The 23458-nt window shown below is 69.7% G+C and carries 21 protein-coding genes; 11 read left to right on the forward strand and 10 right to left on the reverse strand.

The features are described from left to right. Positions 1-31 precede the first annotated feature (31 nt). The 3 genes from OG568_RS41755 (at position 32) to OG568_RS41765 (ending at position 1912) form a co-directional block, all read left to right on the forward strand. Positions 32-637 (forward strand): GTP-binding protein, encoded by a 606-nt coding sequence (locus tag OG568_RS41755; protein ID WP_329535268.1) that lies wholly within the window; start codon positions 32-34, stop codon positions 635-637. Between the two features lie 133 nt (positions 638-770). Beyond that, on the forward strand, positions 771-1241 hold the full coding sequence (locus OG568_RS41760; RefSeq protein WP_266624875.1) for a helix-turn-helix domain-containing protein: 471 nt from the start codon (positions 771-773) through the stop codon (positions 1239-1241). Continuing rightward, positions 1130-1912, forward strand: a complete 783-nt coding sequence (locus OG568_RS41765) for an IS630 family transposase (RefSeq protein ID WP_266624874.1) — start codon at positions 1130-1132, stop codon at positions 1910-1912. Before OG568_RS41760 ends, OG568_RS41765 begins: the two co-directional genes overlap by 112 nt. A 13-nt stretch (positions 1913-1925) precedes the next feature. On the opposite strand, the gene OG568_RS41770 is transcribed toward OG568_RS41765, so the two are convergent. Beyond that, positions 1926-2354, reverse strand: coding sequence for a PPOX class F420-dependent oxidoreductase (locus OG568_RS41770; RefSeq protein WP_266417288.1), 429 nt, complete (start codon positions 2352-2354; stop codon positions 1926-1928). Positions 2355-2446: 92 nt separating this feature from the next. Between OG568_RS41770 and OG568_RS41775 the strand changes: the two genes are divergently transcribed. Together OG568_RS41775 and OG568_RS41780 are read left to right on the forward strand one after the other, a co-directional pair. Then, positions 2447-2860 carry a roadblock/LC7 domain-containing protein gene (locus tag OG568_RS41775; RefSeq protein WP_266417289.1) on the forward strand — a complete coding sequence of 138 codons (414 nt, stop codon included), beginning with the start codon at positions 2447-2449 and terminating at the stop codon, positions 2858-2860. A gap of 128 nt (positions 2861-2988) precedes the next feature. Further along, entirely contained in the window at positions 2989-3939 is a 951-nt protein-coding gene (locus tag OG568_RS41780) for a DUF6397 family protein (RefSeq protein ID WP_329535269.1), read from the forward strand. Between the two features lie 107 nt (positions 3940-4046). Here OG568_RS41780 and OG568_RS41785 read toward each other — a convergent pair whose 3' ends face one another. Together OG568_RS41785 and OG568_RS41790 are read right to left on the reverse strand one after the other, a co-directional pair. Next, the gene (locus tag OG568_RS41785) at positions 4047-4913 is read right to left on the reverse strand and encodes an acyl-CoA thioesterase (protein ID WP_266417292.1); all 867 of its coding nucleotides are present in this window, start codon (positions 4911-4913) and stop codon (positions 4047-4049) included. Positions 4914-4932: 19 nt separating this feature from the next. Further along, entirely contained in the window at positions 4933-7446 is a 2514-nt protein-coding gene (locus OG568_RS41790) for a DEAD/DEAH box helicase (protein WP_329535270.1), read from the reverse strand. Positions 7447-7591: 145 nt separating this feature from the next. Between OG568_RS41790 and OG568_RS41795 the strand changes: the two genes are divergently transcribed. Next, positions 7592-8386 carry a metal-dependent hydrolase gene (locus OG568_RS41795; protein ID WP_266417295.1) on the forward strand — a complete coding sequence of 265 codons (795 nt, stop codon included), beginning with the start codon at positions 7592-7594 and terminating at the stop codon, positions 8384-8386. Positions 8387-8671: 285 nt separating this feature from the next. Here the strand turns inward: OG568_RS41795 and OG568_RS41800 are convergent, their stop codons facing one another. From OG568_RS41800 to OG568_RS41815, 4 genes are all read right to left on the reverse strand, one after another. Continuing rightward, positions 8672-8947 carry a type B 50S ribosomal protein L31 gene (locus OG568_RS41800; RefSeq protein WP_329535271.1) on the reverse strand — a complete coding sequence of 92 codons (276 nt, stop codon included), beginning with the start codon at positions 8945-8947 and terminating at the stop codon, positions 8672-8674. Between the two features lie 33 nt (positions 8948-8980). Next, entirely contained in the window at positions 8981-9451 is a 471-nt protein-coding gene (locus OG568_RS41805; protein ID WP_266417306.1) for a DUF5709 domain-containing protein, read from the reverse strand. 287 nt (positions 9452-9738) lie between these two features. Next, the gene (locus tag OG568_RS41810) at positions 9739-11520 is read right to left on the reverse strand and encodes an ABC transporter ATP-binding protein (protein ID WP_329535272.1); all 1782 of its coding nucleotides are present in this window, start codon (positions 11518-11520) and stop codon (positions 9739-9741) included. Continuing rightward, positions 11517-13304, reverse strand: coding sequence for an ABC transporter ATP-binding protein (locus OG568_RS41815; protein ID WP_329535273.1), 1788 nt, complete (start codon positions 13302-13304; stop codon positions 11517-11519). The genes OG568_RS41810 and OG568_RS41815 overlap by 4 nt, the downstream gene beginning before the upstream one ends. Before the next feature lie 337 nt (positions 13305-13641). On the opposite strand from OG568_RS41815, the gene OG568_RS41820 reads away from it, so the two are divergent. The 3 genes from OG568_RS41820 (at position 13642) to OG568_RS41830 (ending at position 17648) form a co-directional block, all read left to right on the forward strand. After that, positions 13642-14388, forward strand: coding sequence for a hypothetical protein (locus OG568_RS41820; RefSeq protein WP_329535274.1), 747 nt, complete (start codon positions 13642-13644; stop codon positions 14386-14388). Positions 14389-14475: 87 nt separating this feature from the next. Continuing rightward, a complete protein-coding gene (locus OG568_RS41825; RefSeq protein WP_329535275.1) occupies positions 14476-16083 on the forward strand; it encodes a peptide-N4-asparagine amidase in 1608 nt (535 codons plus the stop codon). A 152-nt stretch (positions 16084-16235) separates the two neighbouring features. After that, entirely contained in the window at positions 16236-17648 is a 1413-nt protein-coding gene (locus tag OG568_RS41830; RefSeq protein WP_329535276.1) for a cation:dicarboxylate symporter family transporter, read from the forward strand. 155 nt (positions 17649-17803) lie between these two features. Here the strand turns inward: OG568_RS41830 and OG568_RS41835 are convergent, their stop codons facing one another. Then, positions 17804-18259: a MarR family winged helix-turn-helix transcriptional regulator gene (locus OG568_RS41835; RefSeq protein ID WP_266417316.1), complete on the reverse strand. Its 456-nt coding sequence runs from the start codon at positions 18257-18259 to the stop codon at positions 17804-17806. Positions 18260-18375: 116 nt separating this feature from the next. On the opposite strand from OG568_RS41835, the gene OG568_RS41840 reads away from it, so the two are divergent. After that, entirely contained in the window at positions 18376-20175 is a 1800-nt protein-coding gene (locus OG568_RS41840) for an ABC transporter ATP-binding protein (RefSeq protein WP_329535277.1), read from the forward strand. A gap of 43 nt (positions 20176-20218) precedes the next feature. Further along, entirely contained in the window at positions 20219-21121 is a 903-nt protein-coding gene (gene mltG, locus OG568_RS41845) for an endolytic transglycosylase MltG (protein WP_329535278.1), read from the forward strand. 58 nt (positions 21122-21179) lie between these two features. Here the strand turns inward: mltG and OG568_RS41850 are convergent, their stop codons facing one another. Then, complete coding sequence (locus OG568_RS41850) at positions 21180-22277, reverse strand: NAD(P)-binding domain-containing protein (RefSeq protein WP_329535279.1); 1098 nt, start codon at positions 22275-22277, stop codon at positions 21180-21182. A gap of 109 nt (positions 22278-22386) precedes the next feature. Further along, positions 22387-23415, reverse strand: coding sequence for an ABC transporter substrate-binding protein (locus tag OG568_RS41855; RefSeq protein ID WP_329535280.1), 1029 nt, complete (start codon positions 23413-23415; stop codon positions 22387-22389). Between the last annotated feature and the right edge of the window lie 43 nt (positions 23416-23458).

Raw genomic sequence — 23458 nt, forward strand, 5'->3', positions numbered from 1 at the left:
CCGCTGCCGGCACTCCCGAGAGAAGTGATCGATGGTCTCCGAGAACTCCGATGCCTCGGCCGACGAACCGACCGCCCTGGCGTTGAAGATACTGGTCGCCGGTGGGTTCGGCGTGGGCAAGACCACCCTGGTGGGCGCGGTCAGCGAGATCAGGCCACTGCGCACCGAGGAACTGCTCAGCGAGGCAGGGCAGTCGGTGGACGACACCGGCGGCGTGGACCAGAAGGTCACGACGACCGTCGCGATGGACTTCGGACGCATCACCATCCGGTCCGGCCTCTCCCTCTACCTCTTCGGCACACCGGGCCAGGACCGGTTCTGGTTCCTGTGGGACGAGCTGTCGCAGGGCGCACTGGGGGCCGTCGTCCTCGCGGACACCCGCAGGCTCGAGGACTGTTTCCCTGCGGTGGACTACTTCGAGCACCGGCACATCCCGTTCGTGGTGGCCGTCAACTGCTTCACGGGCGCCCGCGCCTACGGCGCCCAGGACGTGTCCCGCGCCCTCGACCTCGACCGGGGTACGCCCGTGGTGCTCTGCGACGCCAGGGACCGCGACTCCGGGAAGGAGGTACTCATCCGGCTCGTGGAGTACGCCGGGCGGGTCCACACCGCCCGGCTGCTCGACTCTGTCGGTTGAGGCCATGGGAAGAATGGCCGCGGCCTCCGAGGGAGGGACCTAGTAGCGTGTCGCTGCTTAGGTATGGGCTGTTTGATTGAGAGGCTTGCGTCTGGCAGATTCCTCTCCCGCTCTGCCGGACAGGACTGGTGCGATGGGTTCGCAGAAGAAGAGGCCGGTGGTGCTGACCGCGCAGGACCGCGAGGAGTTGGTCCGGGTGACCACGACGGGGGTTCATCCGGCCTCGGTAATCAGGCGGGCGAGGGTGCTGCTCGCACTCGACACCTCTGCAGGCGGGATCGGCTCGCAGGAGGTGATCGCGGCCCGGCTCGGCGTCTCCGGTGAGACGTTGCGGCTGGTCGCCAAGCGTTTCACCGAAACCGGTGGCGATGTTCACGCCACCATCGCGCGGAAGAAGCGCGACCTCCCGCCGGTGCCCTCACCGGTGACCGGTGAGGTCGAAGCCCGGCTGATCGCGATGGCGTGCTCACAGCCACCCCAGGGCTATACCCGGTGGTCGCTGCGGCTGCTGGAGAAGCACGTCGCACTGGTCGAGGACATCCCCGATCTGGACCATTCCACCATCGGCCGGGTCTTAAAAAAACGGAACTGCGTCCTCACCTGAAGAAGTGCTGGACCATCCCACCACGGGCGAACGCGGAGTTCGCGGCCCGGATGGAAGACGTACTGGCCGTCTATGCCCGGCCCTATGACCCGGCACGTCCGGTCGTGTGCATGGACGAGAAGCCCTACCAGCTCCTCGGCCATGTCCGCGACCCGCTCCCGGCCCGCCCAGGTCACGACGCCTGCCAGGACAGCGAGTACATCCGCTGCGGCACGTGCTCGATCTTCGTATGGGTCGAACCCCTGCGCGGGTGGCGTCGAGTTCAGGCACTGTCCCAGAGGACCCGGATCGACTGGGCCGGCCAGGTCAGGCAGCTGCTGAGCGTGGACTACCCCGATGCCGAGACGGTTGTGCTGGTGATGGACAACCTCAACACCCACGGCATCGCCTCACTGTACGAGGCATTCGAACCAGAAGAGGCCTTCGCCCTGGCTCAGCGCCTCGAGATCCACCACACGCCCAAGCACGGGTCATGGCTCAACATCGCCGAGATCGAACTCTCCGCGCTGACCAGGCAATGTCTCGACCGCCGGATCGGCGACCTCGACACCCTCAACACCGAACTCTCAGCCTGGCAGAACGCCACCAACACCGACCAACGTCAGGTGGACTGGCAGTTCACCACCCACGACGCACGCATCAAACTGCGCCACCTCTATCCCAGGAATTAGCTGCGACAGTCTACTAGTCCGCCATCGAGGCCAAGGCCACGACCTTCTCGATCCTCATGCGTACGAGGAGTTCACCCGGGACGCCGTTGCGCTTCCCCAACTCCTCGGCCCGATCCTCACCCATGTAGCGTGCGCCGATCCGAGCCGCCCAGTGACGCAGCTCGTCCAGATCCTCCGACAACTCGGTACGACCCTCCAGGACCACGAAGTCGAACGGCGGCCGGTCGTCGTCCACACACAGGGCCGCTCGCCCGTCGCGGGCCAGATTGCGTCCCTTCACACTCTCCTTCGCGGTGTTGAAGAGCACGTGGTCGCCGTCCAGCAGGAACCAGATCGGTGCCACGTGCGGACTTCCGTCGGCGCGGACCGTCGACAGCTTTCCGGTGCGGGTGCCCTGTGAGACGAAGGCCCGCCATTGCTCATCGGTCATCTTCTGTGCCATGCCCTCATCCTGCTTGCCCGGAGGGCGGCCGTGGGGAAGGCTGGCTGTTCGGATCCTCCAGCCAGGGGGAAAGCATCACGGGGAGAGGGAGCATGGCGCAGAACACGGGGCTCGGCTGGCTGCTCGACGACCTGACCCAGCGTGTCGAACACGTGCGGCACGCATTGGTGCTGTCCAACGACGGGTTGGTGACCGGCGCGAGCACGGGACTTCGACGTGAGGACTCCGAGCATCTCGCGGCTGTCTCGTCGGGCCTGCACAGTCTGGCGAAGGGCTCCGGTCGGTACTTCGGCGCCGGTCGGGTGCGCCAGACGATGATCGAGTTCGACGACGCGGTGCTCTTCGTCACGGCGGCGGGCGCGGGCAGTTGTCTGTGTGTCCTCAGCGCCGCGGAGGCCGACATCGGCCAGGTCGCCTACGAGATGACACTGCTCGTGAACCGTGTCGGCGAACACCTCGGCGTGGACGTGCGCCAACCGGAACGCCCGTCTTCCATAGATCTCTGACCTGCGGGTACGTGGCAGCGGTCGGAGTTATCCACAGGCTTGCCACGAGATCCGCCGAACCGGCTACGGTTTTTCTCGAAGCAAGCGCCCGACGGCGCGAGCACCTCACTCCACGGGGGAGAACCGTCATGTCCGGCAACACCATTACGCAGTCCACCGTCCCGCGGTCCGCCACGTCGTCGCTCGGACGCGCCGCGCGGGAACTGGAGCTCAGGAGCGGCGAGTTCGACCTCGCCCTGCACCTCGGACGCGTCCGCACCGTTCCCGACGAGGGCGGAGGTGGACGCCGCGTCACCCGCGCTGAGATCGAGCGGGTGCGCTCCGAGGACGGTTTCCCCGAGGCACTGCGGGAGCGAGTCAAGGCCGTCGGCACCACGGAGGGCGCCGCGCTCATGGGCGTGACGACCGGCAGGTTCACGCGCTGCGCACGCCTGGGTCTGGTGGTGCCCGTGAAGTTCTACTTGAACCGCTACAGGGCTGTGGTCTGGCTGTACCTGGCGGAAGAACTGCGCCAGTTCGGGGCGGACGAGCAGAACACTCCGCTGCTGAAGGGCCGTACACCCGAGGGACTCCGAGACCAGCTGGAAGCCGGCCTGGACCTCCGGCCCCGCAACTGGCGGGGCCGGCACATGGGATTCCTGCTGCGGCAGACCGAGGATCCCTGGGCGCGGGCCGCGGTCGTGGCGTCCCTGCTCGACCCCGTTCAGGTGGCCGAGATCGTCAGGGACCCGTACGAGCGGGCGTATCTGAACCGCTTCCGGCCCGAGCGGGCCTCCCACGGCGCCGCGCCGGACACTCCCGCCGCGCAGCTCGTCTCGCGCATCGTGACGGCCGAGGATCCCGACGAGATCAGCTGGCTCCGTGCCGACTTGGGCCAGGCACTTGTCGAAGCCCGAGCGTCCCGCCCCGCACCCCGCCCGACCCCGAAGGCCTCGCTGACGCTGGTGTCCCCCTTGGCCGCAGCGGCTCCGGCGGCCCCGCGACCGCGGGAAGCCGCCCTCGACGACCGGGCCCCGGGCGTGCAGCCACCCGAGCGGCAACGGACGCTGCTCGGGTGGCTGCGCCGCAGAAACCCCTGACGGGGAACTCCTGCCGGCAGTTCCCTGACGAGTCCTTCCCAGGACGAATCCTGCCTAGGACGGTCCCTTCCCGGGACAGTTCCTTCCCGGGACGGTCGGAGCCTTTCTCACAGCGCCCGGAAAAGCCCCTCCTGGACGACCGAGACGAGCAGACGTCCCTCCAGGTCGTAGATGCGCCCGCGGGCCAGCCCGCGACCGCCCGTCGCGATCGGCGACTCCTGGTCGTAAAGGAACCACTCGTCCGCGCGAAAGGGCCGGTGGAACCACATCGCATGGTCGAGCGAGGCCATGTCGTAGCCGCGCGGACCCCACAGCGGCTCCACCGGGATGCGGACGGCGTCCAGGAGAGTCATGTCGCTCGCGTAGGTGAGGGCACAGGTGTGCACGAGCGGGTCGTCGCCCAGCGGCCCCACGGCACGCATCCACACCGCACTGCGCGGCTCCGCGTCCTTGATCTCCTCCGGGGTCCAGCGCAGTCCGTCCACATACCGGATGTCGAACGGCTGGCGGCGAGCCATGCGCTCCAGCGACTCGGGAAGCGCGCCCAGATGCTCGGTGATCTCCTGCGAGACCGTCGGCAGCGACTCCGGGTGCGGGATCTCGCGGGCCGGCGGCAGCTGGTGCTCGAAGCTCCCTTCCTCGGACTTGTGAAAGGAGGCGGTCAGATTGAAGATCGTGCGGCCCTGCTGCACGGCGGTGACCCGACGCGTGGTGAACGACCGTCCGTCCCTGACCCGTTCGACCTGGTACACGATCGGCACGCCTGGCCGGCCCGGGCGCAGGAAGTACGCGTGCAGTGAGTGCACCGGCCGGTCGCCCTCGGTGGTGCGCCCGGCGGCCACCAGGGCCTGGCCCGCCACCTGGCCGCCGAACACCCGCTGCAGTGACTCGTCCGGGCTGCGGCCACGGAAGATGTTGACCTCTATCTGCTCCAGGTCGAGCAGGTCGACGAGCCTCTCGGCTGGGTTGGTCATGTGTGGGATTCTCCTGTGCTCACAACTGGCCGACGTCGGTGACCTTGACGACCGCGCGACCCTCCGCGTCGGAGGCGACGAGGTCGACCTCCGCGCTGATGCCCCAGTCGTGGTCACCGTTCGGGTCGGCGAAGGTCTGACGGACGCGCCACAGACTGTTCTGCGGCTCTTCCACGATCGACAGCAGCTTGGGGCCACGGGCGTCGGGGCCTGTGCCGAGGTCCTCGTACTCGTCCCAGTACTTGTCCATCGCCTCGCCCCAGGCGTCGGCGTCCCAGCCGGACTCGCCGTCCATCTCGCCGAGCTCGTCGACGTTGTCGAGCGCGGCGAGTTCGACACGGCGGAACATCGCGTTGCGGACGAGGACGCGGAAGGCGCGGGCGTTCGACGTGACCGGCTTGACCTGGTCGGCCCTCTCCTGGGCCTCCTCGGCCGTCATCTCCTCGGGGTTGGCGAGCTGCTCCCACTCGTCGAGGAGGCTGGAGTCGACCTGGCGCACCAGCTCGCCCAGCCAGGCGATCAGATCCTCCAGGTCCTCGGACTTGAGGTCGTCCGGGACGGTGTGTTCAAGCGCCTTGTAGGCACTCGCCAGGTAGCGCAGGACAATGCCCTCAGTACGGGCGAGCTCGTAGTGGGAGACGAGCTCCGTGAAGGACATGGCCCGTTCGTACATGTCACGGATGACGGACTTCGGCGACAGCGGATGGTCACCGACCCACGGGTGACTCTTGCGGTAGGTGTTGTAGGCATGGAAGAGCAGCTCCTCCAGCGGCTTGGGGTACGACACGTCCTGGAGCCGCTCCATGCGCTCCTCGTACTCGACGCCGTCCGACTTCATCGCGGCCACGGCCTCGCCGCGCGCCTTGTTCTGCTGGGCCGCGAGGATCTGCCGCGGGTCGTCCAGCGTGGACTCCACGACGGACACCATGTCCAGGGCGTAGGAGGGGGACTCGGGGTCCAACAGCTCGAACGCGGCGAGCGCGAAGGTCGACAGCGGCTGGTTGAGCGCGAAGTCCTGCTGCAGATCCACGGTGAGGCGCACGATGCGGCCCGTGGCGTCCGGCTCGTCGAGCTTCTCGACGATGCCGCCGTCGAGGAGCGAGCGGTAGATCGCGATCGCCCGCCGGATGTGCCGCAGCTGCTGCTTGCGCGGCTCGTGGTTGTCCTCCAGCAGATGCCGCATCGCCTCGAAGGCGTTCCCCGGCCGGGCGATCACCGCCAGGAGCATGGTGTGGGTGACCCGGAAGCGGGAGGTGAGCGGCTCGGGATCGGAGGCGATGAGCTTCTCGAAAGTGCTGTCCGTCCAGCCGACGAAGCCCTCGGGAGCCTTCTTGCGGACCACCTTGCGGCGCTTCTTCGGGTCGTCGCCCGCCTTGGCGAGCGCCTTCTCGTTCTCGATGACGTGCTCGGGCGCCTGCGCCACCACGAAGCCCGCCGTGTCGAATCCGGCGCGCCCGGCACGGCCGGCGATCTGGTGGAACTCGCGGGCACGGAGCGTGCGCACCCGGTTGCCGTCGTACTTCGTCAGTGCCGTGAACAGCACGGTGCGGATCGGGACGTTGACCCCGACACCGAGGGTGTCCGTGCCACAGATGACCTTCAGCAGACCGGCCTGGGCCAGCTTCTCCACCAGCCGTCGGTACTTGGGCAGCATGCCCGCGTGGTGCACGCCGATGCCGTGGCGTACGTACCGGGAGAGGTTGCGGCCGAACTTGGTGGTGAAACGGAAGTTGCCGATCAGCTCGGCGATCTGGTCCTTCTCCTCGCGCGTGCACATGTTGATGCTCATCAGCGCCTGCGCCCGCTCCACGGCCTGCGCCTGGGTGAAGTGGACGATGTAGACGGGAGCCTGCTTGGTCGCGAGCAGCTCGGTGAGCGTCTCCGTCAGCGGGGTCAGCACGTATTCGTAGGAGAGCGGCACGGGCCGGGTCGCCGAGCGGACCACCGACGTGGGCCGTCCGGTGCGCCGGGTGAGGTCCTTCTCGAACATCGAGACATCGCCGAGCGTCGCCGACATCAGGATGAACTGAGCCTGCGGCAGTTCCAGGATCGGGATCTGCCACGCCCAGCCGCGGTCGGCCTCGGCGTAGAAGTGGAACTCGTCCATGACCACCTGGCCGACGTCGGCGTGCTTGCCGTCCCGCAGCGCGATGGACGCCAGCACCTCGGCGGTGCAGCAGATGATGGGGGCGTCGGAGTTCACGGAGGCGTCGCCGGTCAGCATGCCGACGTTCTCGGTGCCGAAGATCTTGCACAGCTCGAAGAACTTCTCCGAGACCAATGCCTTGATCGGCGCCGTGTAGAAGGTGACCTCGTCACGGGCGAGCGCCGCGAAGTGGGCGCCCGCGGCGATCATGCTCTTGCCCGAGCCGGTGGGCGTCGAGACGATCACGTTCGCACCCGAGACCACCTCGATCAGCGCCTCCTCCTGATGGGGGTAGAGCGTGAGACCGCGTTCCCCGGCCCACGACTCGAAGGCTTCGTAGAGGGCGTCGGGATCTGCGGTCTGTGGCAGCTGATCGATAAGGGTCACGCCCCCATCTTGCCTGTCAACCCGCTCGATGGGGGAATCGGATGCTCGTCCGAAGATCACGACCGTTACGCTGTGGCGCCGACGAAGCGTCAGCGTATGCGGGCAACTGGACAGCGGCGAAAGAAGAATGGGGCGGGGAACGGTCATGATGGGACCAGCACACTCACTCTCGGGAGCCGCGGCCTGGCTCGGCGTCGGAGCGGCGGCGGCCGCCGCCGGTCACACGATGCCCTGGCCGGTCCTCCTCGTCGGCGCCCTGATCTGCGCGGGTGCCGCGCTCGCCCCCGACCTGGACCACAAGGCGGCGACGATCTCGCGGGCCTTCGGGCCCGTCTCACGGACCCTGTGCGAGATCGTCGACAAGCTCTCGTACGCCGTCTACAAGTCGACTCGCAAGCCGGGCGACCCGCGGCGCTCCGGCGGCCACCGCACGCTGACGCACACCTGGCTGTGGGCGGTGACGATCGGCGCCGGGACCGCGGTCCTGGCGATCACCGGTGGCCGCTGGGCGGTCCTGGCCATTCTCTTCGTGCACATGGTGCTCGCGATCGAGGGCCTGCTGTGGCGGGCCGCCCGCGGCTCCAGCAGCGACGTGCTGGTCTGGCTGCTGGCGGCGACCAGCGCCTGGATACTCGCCGGCGTCCTGGACAAGCCGGGCAACGGCTCGGACTGGCTGTTCACCGCACCCGGCCAGGAGTACCTGTGGCTCGGACTGCCGATCGTCCTGGGCGCCCTGGTGCACGACATCGGGGACGCGCTGACGGTGTCCGGCTGCCCGATCCTGTGGCCCATCCCGCTCGGCCGCAAGCGCTGGTACCCGATCGGCCCGCCCAAGGCCATGCGCTTCCGGGCCGGCAGCTGGGTCGAGCTCAAGGTGCTCATGCCGGTCTTCATGCTGCTCGGCGGAGTGGGCTGCGCGGCTGCGCTCAACGTCATCTGAGCCGGGACGATGCCGGGGGTCCGCCCCCGGAATCGCCGGGAGAGGAGGCTCCCGCCTCTCCCACGTCAGCCGTGATCACTCGTACAGACCCGAGGCACGGTGCTCCGGCCCCATATGTGGTGGGCCGGAGCACGGCAGGGCCGCTCATCGCGCTGCGCTGCTGGGCTTTGGCCGTGACGACCTGATGCGTCTGCTGGAAGCGGTGAGCGGACCGGACGCCGGGAAGCAGCGGGTGCGAGGGCACGCCGGGTGTGGGTCAGGCGTGGGAGGCGGCGCTGCGGCCCCTCACGCCGGCCTGTCCTTGCCCGCTCCCTGCTCCGCACCCCCGTACCGCCTCTCGAACTGTGCGATCCGGCCCTCCGAGTCCACGGTCCGGGCCTTGCCCGTGTAGAAGGGGTGGCTCTCCGAGGAGATCTCGACGTCCACGACCGGGTACGTCTCGCCGTCGTCCCACTCGATGGTCTGGTCGCTCGTCGCGGTGGACCGGGTCAGGAAGGCGTACCCGGCGGCGCGGTCGCGGAAGACGACGCAGTGGTAGTCGGGGTGCTTGTCCTGCTGCATGGGTGCTCCTTGGGGGAGAGGGGCGGGGGCCGGTCAGCCGGACGGATTCTCCTCGTCGACGATGTGCATCGCGGCCTCCTCGGCCGAGGCCGCGGCGCCGTCGATGCCGACGTCGGTGGCGATCAGCCCGCTCTCGTCGTCCTCGTGCGCTCCTTCATTGGGGGCCACGAGACGACCGGAGCGGCTGACGCCCACTTCGTTGTCCCAGGGTTCGCCGTCGGTGCCCTGGCAGTCGCCGATGCCGTCCCCGTCCGACGCGGCGACGTCGGGCATCTCCTCCGCGAGGCGCTGGTCCAGGGTCTCGCCCTGTCGGCGTTCCGCGGCGGTCACCCCGGAGTGCTCCACCGCCCACGGCCGCTCCGGCGGGGACCAGCCCCGGTCGAGCGGGTCACCGACGCCGTCGGAGAGCAGGGTGTCCTCGGAGTCGAGCAGCCCCGCGTCGTCCTGTACCTCGGATCCGTCGGGCTGGTAGACGTCGTCTCCCCATCCGTCGACGCTGTTCACGGGTACCTCCAGGTGATGCGGGCGAGCCCGATCCCACCGCGCTCGACGGCGGGCGCGCGGGCCACTCGGCACAGGCATCGCCCTTCGCGAACCGGGTGGTCCCCGGGCGTTCCCCGAACCGGTGCCGATATCCAGCCTTCCACTCCGGTTCGCCACTGCGCAACGCCACACGGTCCGAGGCGGTACCGGCCCGCCCACGGAGGCAGGCCCCGGGCGCCGGTGCGACCGCCGCCACACCCAGGAGCGGACCGCACCGGCAGGGCTTCCTCACCCGTCCCAGGACCTGCTCACCCGTGCCAGGACCTCCACAGCGCCGCGTAGGCGCCGTCCGCCGCGACCAGCTGATCGTGACTGCCCAGCTCACTGATCCGGCCGTTCTCCACGACGGCGATGACATCCGCGTCGTGAGCGGTGTGCAGCCGGTGGGCTATGGCGACCACGGTGCGGCCGTCGAGGACGCGGGCCAGCGAGCGTTCCAGGTGACGGGCCGCACGCGGGTCGAGCAGCGAGGTCGCCTCGTCCAGGACCAGGGTGTGCGGATCGGCGAGGACCAACCGGGCCAGGGCGATCTGCTGGGCCTGAGCCGGGGTGAGCGCGAGCCCGCCCGAGCCGACCTCGGTGTCCAGACCGTCGTCCAGCGCCCGCGCCCAGCCGTCCGCGTCGACCGCCCCGAGCGCCGCCCACAGCTCGGCGTCGGCCGCTCCCGTCCGGGCGAGCAGCAGGTTGTCGCGCAGCGAGCCCACGAAGACGTGGTGCTCCTGGTTGACCAGGGCCACGTGGGAGCGGACCGCCTCGGCGGGCATCCGGGACAGTTCGGCGCCCCCGAGCGTGACGCGGCCCTCCCGGGGCGCGTAGATCCCGGCGAGCAGCCTGCCCAGCGTGGACTTGCCCGCGCCCGACGGTCCCACCAGGGCGAGCCGGGTGCCCGGGGCGACCTCCAGGGAGACCTCGCGCAGTACGTCCACTCCGGCCCGGTAGCCGAAGCGCACCTCGTTCGCGCGCACGTCCCGCCCGTCCGGGATCATCTCCGGGTCGCCCGCGTCCGGCTCGATGTCCCGGACGCCGACCAGTCGGCCCAGCGACACCTGGGCGACCTGCAGCTCGTCGTACCAGCGCAGGATCAGGCCCACCGGGTCGACGAGCATCTGCGCGATCAGCGCGCCCGTCGTCAGCTGCCCCACACCGATCCAGCCCTGCAGGACGAAGACCCCGCCGATCATCAGGACCGAGCAGAGGATCACCACGTGGGTGACGCCGATGACCGGGAAGAGCACCGTGCGCAGCCAGAGGGTGTAGCGCTCCCAGGCCGTCCACTCCTTGATCCGGCGCTCCGACAGCTCGATACGGCGCTCGCCCAGGCGGTGCGCCTCGACGGTACGGCCCGCGTCGACCGTCTCGGCGAGGGCGGCGGCGACGGCGGCGTAACCGGCGGCCTCGGAGCGGTAGGCGGACGGTGCGCGCTTGAAGTACCAGCGGCAGCCGATCAGCAGGACGGGCACGGCGACCAGCACGGCGGGAGCGAGCGGCGGCGCGGTCACGGCGAGCCCGCCGAGCAGCAGTGCCACCCACACCACGCCGATGGCGAGCTGCGGCACGGCTTCGCGCATCGCGTTGGCGAGCCGGTCGATGTCCGTGGTGATGCGGGACAGCAGGTCACCCGTGCCGGCCCGCTCCAGGACGCCGGGCGGCAGCCCGACCGACCGTACGAGGAAGTCCTCGCGCAGATCGGCCAGCATCCGCTCGCCGAGCACGGCCCCGCGCAGCCGTACCTCGCGTACGAACACGGCCTGCACGACGAGCGCGACGACGAACAGCGCGATGGTGCGCTCCAGATGGAGCTCGCGTGCGTGGTCCGAGACGCGCTCGACGATCGCGCCCAGCAGGTAGGGGCCTGCCATCGAGGCCACCACGGCGACCGTGTTGGCGGCTATGAGCAGCAGGAAGGCCCGGTGGTGCCGTCGGAAGAGTTCGGCCACGTAGGCGCGTACGGTCGCGGGGGCACCGACGGGCAGGGTGTGCGCCGTGGTCGGGGCCGCCGGGTCGTACGCCGGTGGCGCCAGGCCGATCATGCGGTCTCCTCGATTTCTTCCAGTTCCTTCAGCACGCCGCTCAGGTCGGCCTCGTCATCGGTCTCCCGCGTCACCACGGCCCGGTACCGCGGCTCACCGCGCACCAGCTCGCGGTGTACGCCGACCACCGCGACCTTGCCCTCGTGCAGCAGAACGACTTGGTCCGCGTGGTCCAGGAGCAGCGGCGAGGAGGTGAACACGACCGTCGTACGCCCGGCGCGCAGGGCGCGCACGCCGTCGGCGATCCGGGCCTCGGTGTGCGAGTCGACGGCGGAGGTCGGCTCGTCCAGGACCAGCACCCCGGGGTCCGTGATCAGCGACCGGGCCAGGGCCAGGCGCTGGCGCTGGCCGCCGGACAGGGAGCGCCCGCGTTCGGTGATGCGGGTCTCCATCGGATCCTCGGCGTCCAGCGAACCCTGGGTGAGCGCGTCCAGGACGTCGCCGCACTGCGCGGCGGTCAGTGCGGCCTCGGCGCTGACGAGACCCGAGGAGGGCACGTCGAGCAGCTCGCGCAGCGAGCCGGACAGCAGCACCGGGTCCTTGTCCTGGACGAGGACGGCCGTACGGGCGGAGTCGAGCGGCAGCTCGTCGAGCGGTACGCCCCCGAGGAGCACCGAGGTGCCCTCCTCCGCGGGATGGCCACCCAGCCGCGCGGCGAGCACACCCGCCGCGTCCGGGTCGCCGCACACCACGGCGGTGAGGCGTCCGGCGGGCGCGAGCAGCCCGGTCGCGGGGTCGTACAGGTCGCCGTCCGGCACCTCGGCCGAGCGCGATCCGCCGCTGTCCATGGCACGTTCCAGGGACAGCACCCGGGCGGCGCGCTTGGCGGACGGGCGGGAGAAGGAGTAGGCCATCGCGATCTCTTCGAAGTGCCGCAAGGGATAGGTGAGCAGCATGACCGCGCTGTACACGGTGACGAGCTCGCCGACCGTGATCCGGCCGTCGTGGGCCAGGTGAACGCCGCGCCAGATGACGGCGATCATCAGCAGGCCGGGCAACAGCACCTGGATGGCCGAGATCAGCGACCACATCCGGGCGCTGCGCACGGCCGCGCGGCGGACCTCCTGAGAGGCGCGGCGGTAGCGGTCGAGGAACAGTTCCTCGCCGCCGATGCCGCGCAGCACGCGCAGGCCCGCGACGGTGTCCGAGGCCAGCTCGGTGGCGCGTCCGGCCTTCTCGCGCTGGAAGTCCGCGCGCCGGGTGGCACGGGGCAGCAGCGGCAGCACGGCGAGTGCCAGGACGGGCACGCCCACCGCGACGAGTACGCCGAGCGCGGGCTGGTAGACGACCAGACCGACACAGACCAGCACGACGGTCAGGGCGGCCGCCGCGAACCGCGACAGGGCCTCCACGAACCAGCCGATCTTCTCGACGTCGCCGGTCGAGACCGCGACGACCTCGCCGGCCGCGACACGCCGCGTCAGGGCAGAGCCCAACTGGGCGGTCTTGTGGGCAAGGAGCTGTTGGACGCGCGCGGCGGCGGTGATCCAGTTGGTGACCGCGGCCCGGTGCAGCATGGTGTCGCCCAGCGTGATGCAGGCACCGCACAGCACCAGCAGCCCGCCGGTCAGGGCGAGTCGGGTACCGGAGCGGTCGACGACGGCCTGGACGGCGAGGCCGACGCAGAACGGCAGCCCGGAGACGGCCACGAAGTGCAGCAGCCCCCAGGCGAGGGCCTTGAACTGCCCGCCGAGCTGATTCCGGCCGAGCCACCACAGGAATCGGGGCCCCGAGCGTGCGTCCGGCACACCCGGGTCGGGATAGGGAAGGTCTTGAATCTGCATGACGTCCCAGTGGCTCGTGTAAGGGGTGGGGTCAGGGAATGGGGTCGGGGAGAAGCCGTGGGGTTCCGGCGACCGGCCGACCGCGGGGGTCGGCAGCAAACCGTGAAAGGTTCGCGTCATGGCGCGACCGGAAGCAAACGATTTTTCACCGCTGGACATGGATTCAGGACAGCGAACCGGGATACGAGTTCGGGAGACCCGAGTTCCGGGCAGGGGCTCCGAGGCAGGGCTGGGACCACCTCCGACCCATCGAGAGCGTGCCCGGAAAGGCAACGCCTGCCCGAGAAGTCGGGGGGTAGGGGTTATTCGTCCGATACGTGATGCAACGATGGGCCGCATGCGAATAGACGGTGCGAGGCGTACGGGGTTCACCACTGTGGCGTGCGGTGTCCTTGCCGTGTTCCTGTCGGCCTGCGGTGGTTCGGAAGGCGGGAGCGGCGCGGTGAAGGGGCACGGCGGAGCCGGCGGCAAGGCCGGACACGCCCCCGCGCGCACCGTCGGCCTCACCCGGATACCGAATGTCGGCGACCGTCTGCGGGCCCGGATCCCATCCGACTCCCACCAGGTCGTGGCGGTCTACGGCGAGGGCAGGGACTCCGCCGACTCCACCGTCGTGCTGTACGCGAAGTCCGGCTCCACCTGGGAGGTGCGGCGTTCCTGGCGCGCGCACAACGGGGTGAAGGGCTGGACCACCGACCATCACGAGGGCGACAAGCGCAGCCCCGTCGGGGTGTTCTCGCTCACCGACGCGGGCGGAGTGCTCGACGACCCGGGCGCCCTGCTCCCGTACGACCACTCGACGGCCTATCAGGCGCCCCGCGACTGGGCCAGGTCGCACTGGCACGACTTCGACTACGTCGTCGCCATCAACTACAACCGCAGGGTGGGCACCCCGCCCGACAACCCGGACCGCCCCCTGGGTGAGACGAAGGGCGGAAGCATCTGGCTGCACATGGACCACGGCAGCGGTACGTCCGCGTGCGTCAGCGTGCCCAAGTCGGCCATGCAGTATCTCCTGCGGACGCTCGACCCGAATCAGCACCCTGTCATCGTGATGGGGGACAAGGCCGATCTGAAGGTGTAGTCACTGTGGCCGGCCGGGCCACCCCATGAGGTGCGGTCCCCGAGTGCCCATTGCGGGGCGGGCCGACTCCCCCGTAGAACACCGCACATGAGAAGACGGATCGTCATGTCCATGCTCGCCGGAGTGATTCTCTCGGCAGGCACCTTCCTGGGGGCGGGCCCGGCTGCCGGGACGCCCATCGATGCGCCCGCCGAATTCGGCACCGACTGGCACGACCCCTTGACCGCCGCCCCGCCGGTGGCGAAACCCCCCACCAAGTCCTGTGCGGTGACGGTGGCCGAGGCGCAGTTTCGTGACTTCACGCCGTATCGGGGCACGTACGCACCGCCGAGCGGCTGCGGCGACCGCTGGAGCAAGGTCGTCCTGCGACTCGACGGCAAGGTCAAGGGACGCCAGTTCGACCGGCTCGGATATCTGCACATAGGCGGGGTGGAGATCCTCCGCACCTCCACCCCGGAGCCCTCGCCCGACGGCATCGAGTGGTCCGTCGAGAAGGACGTGACCAGGTACAGCGACACGTTCCGGCGCGACGGCGACGTCGAGATGCTCATCGGGAACGTCGTCGACGACACGTACACGGGAGTCCTCGACGTGAAGGTGACCCTGACCTTCTACGCCGAGGGTGGCGCCGTGAAGCCCGCCGCGACCCCCGACCGTGTCCTCACCCTCCAGGACGGCACCCTCACCACCCCGCGCAACAGCGAGCGCGTCGTCGCCGAGGTGTACGCGACCGGCTCCGGCGGCGGCTGCGAGGAGTACTGGTACCTGACGGTGCCCGACCCCGCCCCGTACTCCTGCAAAGCGGACAACGGCCCTTACCGGGAGGTGCAGATCAAGGTCGACGGCCAACTCGCGGGCATCGCCGAGCCGTTCCCGACCGTGTGGACCGGCGGCTGGTCCAACCCCTTCCTCTGGTACGTGATCCCGGGCCCGCGCGCCTTCGACATCAAGCCGATCGAATACGACCTGACGCCCTTCGCCGGCCTCCTCGACGACGGTCGTCCGCACCGGATCGACGTCTCCGTCGTGGGCGTCCCCGCGGGGCAGACCGGCTGGAGCACCCCGGTCAACGTCCTCGTGTGGCAGGACGCGAAGCGCGCGCACGTGAGCGGCGCGCTCACCGAGGCCAAGGCGGGCGACCTGTCCAACACCTCGACGTACACGCCCGGTTCGGAAGAACGTCTCGACACCGAGGGCGGACACCGCCTGACGACCGCCGGATACGTCGACACCTCGCACGGCCGGGTGTGGACCACCGTGCGTCGCGCCCTCGCCAACACCTCCGCGCACCGCTGGACCGACGGCGAGAACACGGACGCGCTCAAAGCCACCTGGACCGACGACGAGACGGTCACCGTCGACGGGCGCGGGCCGGTCGTCGTGACGCGCACCCACCGCACGTACTCCATGGACGGCACCACGACGCTCGGCGCGGACGACCGGTTGCGGACCGTTCTGACGCTCGGCGACCGGGCCGCGGTCGAAGAGACGCGCGGCGGCCGGCATGCCATGTGGTCCCGGCTCGACGACACGTACGCGGGAGACGCGACGTATACCGCGAACGTGCCGCGCGAGCAACGGCATGCGGTCGGCACGACGAGCGAGCGCTACCGGCTGCACGGCTCGGACGGCTGTTACGACCGCGTTCTGGTCACCGTGCAGGGAGTGCTGACACGGGACCGCAGCGACTGCTGAGCCAGTGGGGGCCCTGGGTGGCCAACGGCATGTCCGTTCCAGGATTTACAGGGACGTGACACAGAGGTATCCGGCGGCATGGGCAACTCCTCAATAGTGATCGCTTCGGAAGGAAGTTTCCGCATACCAAAAGTTCCCTCGGAGGAGTGCCCGTGCCGCCGTCTGTACCGTCCCCGCGACGCGTCGCACGCATACTGCGTACCTCACTGTTCGCGCAGGTCGCCTGCGCGCTCGTACTCGGAGTCGTCGTCGGAAGACTGTGGCCGGACACGGCCACGACCTTCCAGCCGCTCGGCGACGGTTTCGTACGACTCATCAAGGCGGTCATCTCACCGCTCGTGTTCTGTGTGGTGGTCGTCGGCATCGCCAAGGCCGGTGACCTGAAGGCCTTCGGCCGGATCGGACTCAAGGCCCTGATCTGGTTCGAGGTCGCGTCCACCGCCGCGCTGTTCCTCGGGCTGATCGCTGCCGACGTCGTCGGTCCGGGCTCGGGCCTGCATGCCGACCCCTCGAAGCTCGACGCCTCGGCCGTCGACGGCAAGACCGGCGGCGGCTCGCTCCCGTCGACCGGCGAATTCATCCTGAACGCGCTGCCGCAGAGCGCGGTCGGGGCCTTCGCCGAGAACTCCCTGCTCCAAGTCCTCGTCCTCGCCTGCCTGGTGGGTGCCGCGCTGCTCCACCTCGGCAACACCAAGGTGCCCCAGGTGCTGCCCGCCATCGAACAGGTCCAGGACGTCGTCTTCGCGATCGTCGGCTTCATCATGAAGCTGGCCCCGCTCGCGGTGTTCGGCGCGATGGTCCACCTGGTGGGGGAGTACGGGCTCGGCGTCATCAAGACGTACGGCAAGCTGATCGTCCTGTGCTACGCGGTCGCGCTGCTGTTCCTCGCGCTGCTCGCCGTCGCCCTGAAGGCGGTCACCGGGCTGAGCCTCTGGAAGTTCGTCCGCTATACCCGCGAGGAGATGCTGCTCGCGCTCGGTACCGCTTCCAGTGAGACGGTCATGCCCCGGATGATGCAGAAGCTGCGCCAGGCGGGCTGCCGCGACGACGCGGTGGGCCTGGTCCTGCCCACTGGCTACTCCTTCAATCTCGACGGCGCCTCGATCTACCTGTCCATCGGTACGTTGTTCATCGCACAGGCGGTGGGGGTGGATCTGAGTCCGGGTCAGCAGATCACCGTCGTCCTGGTGCTCATGCTGACCAGCAAGGGCATGGCGGGCGTGCCCGGTTCCGCCTTCCTCGCCCTGTCGGCGACGGCCTCCTCGCTCGGGGTCATTCCCGCCGGAGCGGTCGCCCTTCTCCTGGGCGTGGACCGCATCATGGACTCGATGCGCGTCGCGACCAACCTGCTCGGCAACTGTGTCGCCGTCTTCGCGGTGTCCCGCTGGGAGGGCGCGCTCGACACGGAGCGGGCGAAGAAGATGCTGGACGGCGAGATCGCGTTCGTGGAGGAGGACGACGAACCGCGGACGCAAGAGTCTCCGACGCAAGGACCGGGGCCCGAGTCGGCCAAGGCGGAAATCCCCGCCTGGTCGGCCAAGGAGCCCGCCCCTGAGGTCGGTTGACCGACCAGGGGCGAGTCACCGACCTGGAGCCCCGGGGCGGGTCACCGCCCTGGAGCTTGGAAAAGGGCCGCGCGCTCCCACTCCAGCTGTACGGAGTGGGAGCGCGCGGCCCGTCACGTTGTCCGCCGCGCCTCGTGTCCGCCGACGGCGACCCCTCAGCAGCGGTGCTCGAGCCTCGGCATGCCGTCCACCAGCGTGTCCAGCAGCCCCCCGAGCACCTCGCGCTGCTCGTCCGTCAACGGCGCCAGGATCTCCTCCGCGGCCGACCGGCGTGCGCCGCGCAGCTCCCGCAGTGCCGTGCGTCCGTCGTCCGTGACCTCGATCCGGATGACCCGCCGGTTGGTGGGATCGGGGACCCGGCGCACCTTCCCGCTCGCCTCCAGGCCGTCGACCAGCGTGGTCACGGCCCGGGGTACCACCTCCAGGCGCTCGGCGAGATCGGCCATGCGCGGCGGTGAGCTGTAGTGCGCGAGCGTGCGCAGCAGCCGTGACTGGGCCGGGGTGATGCCCAGCCCGCGCTGCTCCAGATGCCGCTTCTGGATGCGGTGCACACGGCGGGTCAGCCGCAGCAACTGCTCGGCGAGCAGGCCGTCGGCATCGGGGGTGGTCATGCGGGAACAATATCAGGATGCGGTTCATTGTGAGTATAGGTAACAATGAGCTAAGCTCCGCCAGTCATCCTTTCCCTGGCGCTGTGTAACCGTCGTCTCACCTCCCGTAGGAGCCCATGCGTCCCGACCGATCCACCTGGACCCCGTCACCCGCCGAGGACGAACAGCCACGGCAGGTGCGTCGCATCCTCGAGTTGTTCCGGCCCTACCGCGGCCGCCTGGCGATCGTCGGCCTGCTCGTCGGCGCCGCGTCGCTCGTCACCGTCGCGACCCCCTTCCTGCTGAAGGAGACCCTGGATGTCGCGATCCCCCAGGGCCGCACCGGTCTGCTGAGCCTGCTCGCGCTGGGCATGATCCTCAGTGCGGTCGTCACCAGCATCTTCGGCGTCCTGCAGACCCTGATCTCCACGACCGTCGGTCAGCGCGTCATGCACGACCTGCGCACCGCCGTCTACGGCCGGCTGCAGCGCATGTCGCTCGCCTTCTTCACCCGGACCCGCACCGGCGAGGTCCAGTCCCGCATCGCCAACGACATCGGCGGCATGCAGGCGACCGTGACGTCCACCGCCACCTCACTGGTCTCCAACCTCACCAGTGTGGTCGCCACGATCATCGCGATGATCGCCCTGGACTGGCGGCTCACCATCGTGTCGCTGCTCCTGCTGCCGGTCTTCGTGTGGATCAGCCGGCGCGTCGGCAACGAACGCAAGAAGATAGCCACCCAGCGTCAGAAGCAGATGGCCACGATGGCCGCCACCGTCACCGAGTCGCTCTCCGTGAGCGGCATCCTGCTCGGCCGCACCATGGGCCGCGGCGATTCGCTCACCAAGGCGTTCGAGGCCGAGTCCGACAGCCTGGTCGACCTCGAGGTGAAGTCGAACATGGCGGGCCGCTGGCGCATGTCCGTGATCGGCATCGTCATGGCCGCCATGCCGGCCGTCATCTACTGGGCAGCGGGCATGGCCCTCCAGTTCGGCGGCCCGGCCGTGTCGATCGGCACGCTCGTCGCCTTCGTCTCGCTCCAGCAGGGCCTGTTCCGGCCGACGGTCAGCCTGCTGTCCACCGGCGTGCAGATCCAGACCTCGCTCGCGCTCTTCCAGCGCATCTTCGAGTACCTCGACCTGCCCATCGACATCACCGAGCCGGAGCACCCCGTCCACCTCGACCAGGTCAAGGGCGAGATCCGCTTCGAGGACGTCGAGTTCCGCTACGACGACAAGAGCGGCCCGATCCTCGAGGGCATCGACATCACCGTCCCCGCGGGCGGCAGTCTCGCCGTCGTCGGTCCGACCGGCTCCGGCAAGTCCACGCTCAGCTATCTGGTGCCACGGCTGTACGACGTCACGGGCGGCCGTGTCACGCTGGACGGCGTCGACGTACGGGACCTCGACTTCGACACGCTCGCCCGCGCGATCGGCGTCGTGTCCCAGGAGACGTACCTCTTCCACGCCTCGGTCGCGGACAACCTGCGCTTCGCCAGGCCCGACGCCACCGACGAGGAGCTGCAGGCGGCGGCCAGGGCGGCTCAGATCCACGATCACATCGCGTCGCTGCCCGACGGGTACGACACGGTCGTGGGTGAACGCGGCCACCGGTTCTCCGGCGGCGAGAAGCAGCGCCTCGCCATCGCCCGCACGATCCTGCGGGACCCGCCGGTCCTCATCCTCGACGAGGCGACCAGCGCCCTGGACACCCGCACGGAGCACGCCGTGCAGGAGGCCATCGACGCCCTGTCGGCCAACCGGACCACGCTGACCATCGCGCACCGGCTCTCCACCATCCGTGGCGCCGACCAGATCGTCGTCCTGGACTCCGGTCGCGCGGTCGAACGCGGCACGCACGAGGAGCTGTTGGAGCGGGAGGGGCGCTATGCGGCACTGGTCCACCGGGACGCCCAACTGGAGCCGACAAGATGACGATATGCCGGGTTTATGAGCATGAGCGGGTTACCGTGCCCGCATGCAGATGAACACTCCGCCACGGAGCACGATTCGACTGACGCGCCGGGGCCGGGTCGCCCTCATCGCGACCGGAGCCGTCGTGGCGGCCACCGCCGTGGCGGTGCCGCTGCTCACCCTGACCATGGAGGGCGAGGAGACGCGGCCCACGTCCCTCGTCATCCCGGAGGGCTGGCGCACCGGCCAGGTCTACGACGCCGTCGACAAGGCTCTCGCACTGCCCCTGGGATCCACCAAGAAGTCCCTGGCCAAGGCCAACCTCAAGTTGCCCAGCGACGCGGAGGGCAACCCCGAGGGCTACCTCTACCCGGCGACGTACCGCCTCGACAGGACGGCGACCCCCGAGTCCCTGCTGGCACAGATGGTCAACACCGCGAACAAGAAGTTCCGCGGCAGCCCGGTCACGGCGGGCGCCCAGCGCAACGCGATGAACGTCTATCAGGCGGTCACCATCGCGAGCATCATCCAGTCCGAGGCCGCCACCAAGCCCGACATGGCCAAGGTGGCGCGGGTCATCTTCAACCGCCTGGAGCGGGGCATGCCGCTGCAGATGGACTCGACGCTCAACTACGCGCTGAACCGCTTCACGCTGAGCACGACCACGAACGACACGAAGCTCGAGAGCCCCTACAACTCGTACCAGCGCATGGGGCTGCCGCCCACACCGATCGCCAACCCCGGCGAGGACGCGATGCGCGCCGCGATCAATCCCACCCCGGGCGACTGGCTGTACTTCGTCACGGTCAAGCCGGGCGACACCCGGTTCACGGCCAGCTACGAGGAACATCAGAGGAACGTCGCCGAATTCAACCTGCTCCGCAGGCGCGCCTCGCCCTCGACCACGTCCTCGAACTCCACCTCGACCGCGGTCCCGGGCTCGTCATCCGCCTCGGCCGCGCGCTGAAGCCGGATGGCCGATGCCGGACCCGGCCCACGAGGTCTCCTGGGCCGGCCACGGGGCATCAGGCGCCGACGGTCACTCCCGCCAGCAGCCGCCTGATGTCCCGTACCGCCGCGCGCCCGGCCCGGTTGGCGCCGATGGTGCTGGCGGAAGGTCCGTACCCGACCAGATGGATCCGGGGATCGGCGAGCGTGCGCGTCCCCTCGACGCGGATGCCACCGCCCGGTTCACGCAGCCGCAGCGGTGTCAGATGGTCGAGGGCGGCTCGGAAGCCGGTCGCCCACAGGATGACGTCCGCGTCGACGTGACGGCCGTCGGCCCATGCGACGCCGTCCGGGGTGATCCGGTCGAACATCGGCTGCCGGTCCAGCACACCGTCGGCCAGAGCCTGCCGGATCGCGTCGTTCAGCGGCAGCCCCGTCACCGACACGACGCTCTTGGGCGGCAGCCCCTGTCGGACCCGTTCCTCCACGAGCGCGACGGCCGCGCGCCCGACGTCCTCGGTGAAGGGCCCCTCACGGAAGACGGGCGGCCGCCGTGTCACCCAGGTGGTCGAGGCCGCGTACGGGGCGATCTCCATCAGATGCTGGGTGCCGGACGCGCCGCCGCCCACGACGACGACCCGCTGCCCGGCGAACTCCTCGGGCCCCGGGTACTGCGCCGTGTGCAACTGCCGCCCCCGGAAGGTCTCCTGGCCCGGATAGCGCGGCCAGAACGGCCGGTCCCAGGTGCCCGTGGCATTGATCAGCGCCCGCGTCGACCACGTGCCGTCGGAGGACTCGACCAGCAGCCGCCCACCGGAACCCTCCCGCACGGCCCGCACGTCCACCGGCCGACGCACCCGCAGGTCGAAGGTGCGCTCGTAGGTGTCGAAGTACTCCGCGATCACCTCGGAGGACGGCCGCGCCGGGTCGGCACCCTCCAGTTCCATGCCGGGCAGGGAGTGCATCCCGTGCACCTTGCCGTACGTCAGCGACGGCCACCGGAACTGCCAGGCGCCGCCCGGACGCGGTGCGTGATCCAGCACCACGAAGTCCCGCTCCGGCTCGAAACCGCCCCGCCGCAGGTGATAGGCGCTGGACAGCCCAGCCTGCCCAGCGCCTATGACGACGACATCGACCTCGCGGACTTCACGCGCCTGCGCCCCGGTGTTGTTCACGCTTCCACCAACCCGGCCGGGGCGCGGGATCTTCCCGAAGCGCGACGCCTGTGATCCACCCGACGCCCGACCCGTCGGGTCGGCAGGAACCAGTGCGGATGGACGGTCATCAGGAGTCCTTGTAGACGCGGGGCGTGGTGGTGGAGGGCGGCAGGCCGCCGTTGAAACGCGTGTCCACGAAGGCGGCGAAGTCGACCTTGCCCGGGATCAGTTTCAGCTCGGTGAAGGTGTCCGCGATCCGCTGCTCCGAGGAGATGAGCGGCTTGTCGACGGCGACCGCGATCCGGCTGGCGTTGGTGCGCTTCACGGAGGCGAGCGCCACCTCGTACGGCAGCCCGGTGTCCTTCGCCCACACTTTGGCCCAGGCGTCCGGATGCTGGTACACCCAGTCCTGGGCACGCCGCAGCCGATCCAGGTAGTCCTTGACGGCCGCGGCCTTCTTGGTGTCCTTGAGCGCACTCGGGGCCGCCACCTGGAAGCTGAGCCCGTTGACGACGCCGTCACCGTCGGTCAGGATCCGGCCCTGCCCAGCTTCGAGCACCTGTGAGGTGTACGGGTCCCACACCGCCCACGCGTCCACCTTGCCGCCGGTGAACGCGGCGAGGGCGTCGGCCGGCTGCAGATACTTGACCTTCACGTCGCTCAGCTTCAGACCGGCCTTCTTGAGCGAGGCGATCAGCTGATAGTGCGCGGACGAACCCTGCGCCACGGCGATGGACCTGCCCTTGAGGTCCTCGGGCCTGTGCAGCGACGAGTTCTTCGGTACGAGGACGGCCTCGCCCTGGGACGTGCCGTGCCAGGCGGCCACGACCGAGATCTTCGAGCCCGCGCCGGCCGCGAAGACCGGCGGGGTGTTGCCGACGCCGCCGATGTCGACGGCCTTGGCGTTGACGGCCTCCAGGAGCGGTGGCCCGGACGTGAACGTCGACCACTTGATCTTGTAGTCGAGGTTCTCGAGTTCTCCGGCGGCCCGCAGCACCGCCTCGGAACCACCTTTCTGGTCACCGACGTCGAGCGTGAGGGAACCCTTGCCGTCGGTACCGGCCCCCGCGGTGTCGGCGGCCGAGTTCCCGCCGCAGGCGGCCAGGAGCAGGGTCAGCGGGAGGAGCAGGGCGGCGGGGACGAGGTGTCGGCGCATGACGATTCCGTTCGATCGGTTCAGGTGAAGTGACGGTGAAGGG

Source organism: Streptomyces sp. NBC_01450, assembly GCF_036227505.1.
Lineage (GTDB): Bacteria > Actinomycetota > Actinomycetes > Streptomycetales > Streptomycetaceae > Streptomyces.

What these genes read in the sequence shown, in the direction of transcription:
- OG568_RS41755 (WP_329535268.1), top strand. Translation starts at nt 32, where the DNA reads ATGGTCTCCGAGAACTCCGATGCCTCGGCCGACGAACCGACCGCCCTG.
- OG568_RS41770 (WP_266417288.1), bottom strand. Translation starts at nt 2,354, where the DNA reads ATGGCACAGAAGATGACCGATGAGCAATGGCGGGCCTTCGTCTCACAG.
- OG568_RS41775 (WP_266417289.1), top strand. Translation starts at nt 2,447, where the DNA reads ATGGCGCAGAACACGGGGCTCGGCTGGCTGCTCGACGACCTGACCCAG.
- OG568_RS41780 (WP_329535269.1), top strand. Translation starts at nt 2,989, where the DNA reads ATGTCCGGCAACACCATTACGCAGTCCACCGTCCCGCGGTCCGCCACG.
- OG568_RS41810 (WP_329535272.1), bottom strand. Translation starts at nt 11,520, where the DNA reads ATGATCGGCCTGGCGCCACCGGCGTACGACCCGGCGGCCCCGACCACG.
- OG568_RS41815 (WP_329535273.1), bottom strand. Translation starts at nt 13,304, where the DNA reads ATGCAGATTCAAGACCTTCCCTATCCCGACCCGGGTGTGCCGGACGCA.
- OG568_RS41785 (WP_266417292.1), bottom strand. Translation starts at nt 4,913, where the DNA reads ATGACCAACCCAGCCGAGAGGCTCGTCGACCTGCTCGACCTGGAGCAG.
- OG568_RS41835 (WP_266417316.1), bottom strand. Translation starts at nt 18,259, where the DNA reads ATGACCACCCCCGATGCCGACGGCCTGCTCGCCGAGCAGTTGCTGCGG.
- OG568_RS41825 (WP_329535275.1), top strand. Translation starts at nt 14,476, where the DNA reads ATGAGAAGACGGATCGTCATGTCCATGCTCGCCGGAGTGATTCTCTCG.
- OG568_RS41820 (WP_329535274.1), top strand. Translation starts at nt 13,642, where the DNA reads ATGCGAATAGACGGTGCGAGGCGTACGGGGTTCACCACTGTGGCGTGC.
- mltG (WP_329535278.1), top strand. Translation starts at nt 20,219, where the DNA reads ATGCAGATGAACACTCCGCCACGGAGCACGATTCGACTGACGCGCCGG.
- OG568_RS41760 (WP_266624875.1), top strand. Translation starts at nt 771, where the DNA reads ATGGGTTCGCAGAAGAAGAGGCCGGTGGTGCTGACCGCGCAGGACCGC.
- OG568_RS41795 (WP_266417295.1), top strand. Translation starts at nt 7,592, where the DNA reads ATGATGGGACCAGCACACTCACTCTCGGGAGCCGCGGCCTGGCTCGGC.
- OG568_RS41800 (WP_329535271.1), bottom strand. Translation starts at nt 8,947, where the DNA reads ATGCAGCAGGACAAGCACCCCGACTACCACTGCGTCGTCTTCCGCGAC.
- OG568_RS41855 (WP_329535280.1), bottom strand. Translation starts at nt 23,415, where the DNA reads ATGCGCCGACACCTCGTCCCCGCCGCCCTGCTCCTCCCGCTGACCCTG.
- OG568_RS41840 (WP_329535277.1), top strand. Translation starts at nt 18,376, where the DNA reads ATGCGTCCCGACCGATCCACCTGGACCCCGTCACCCGCCGAGGACGAA.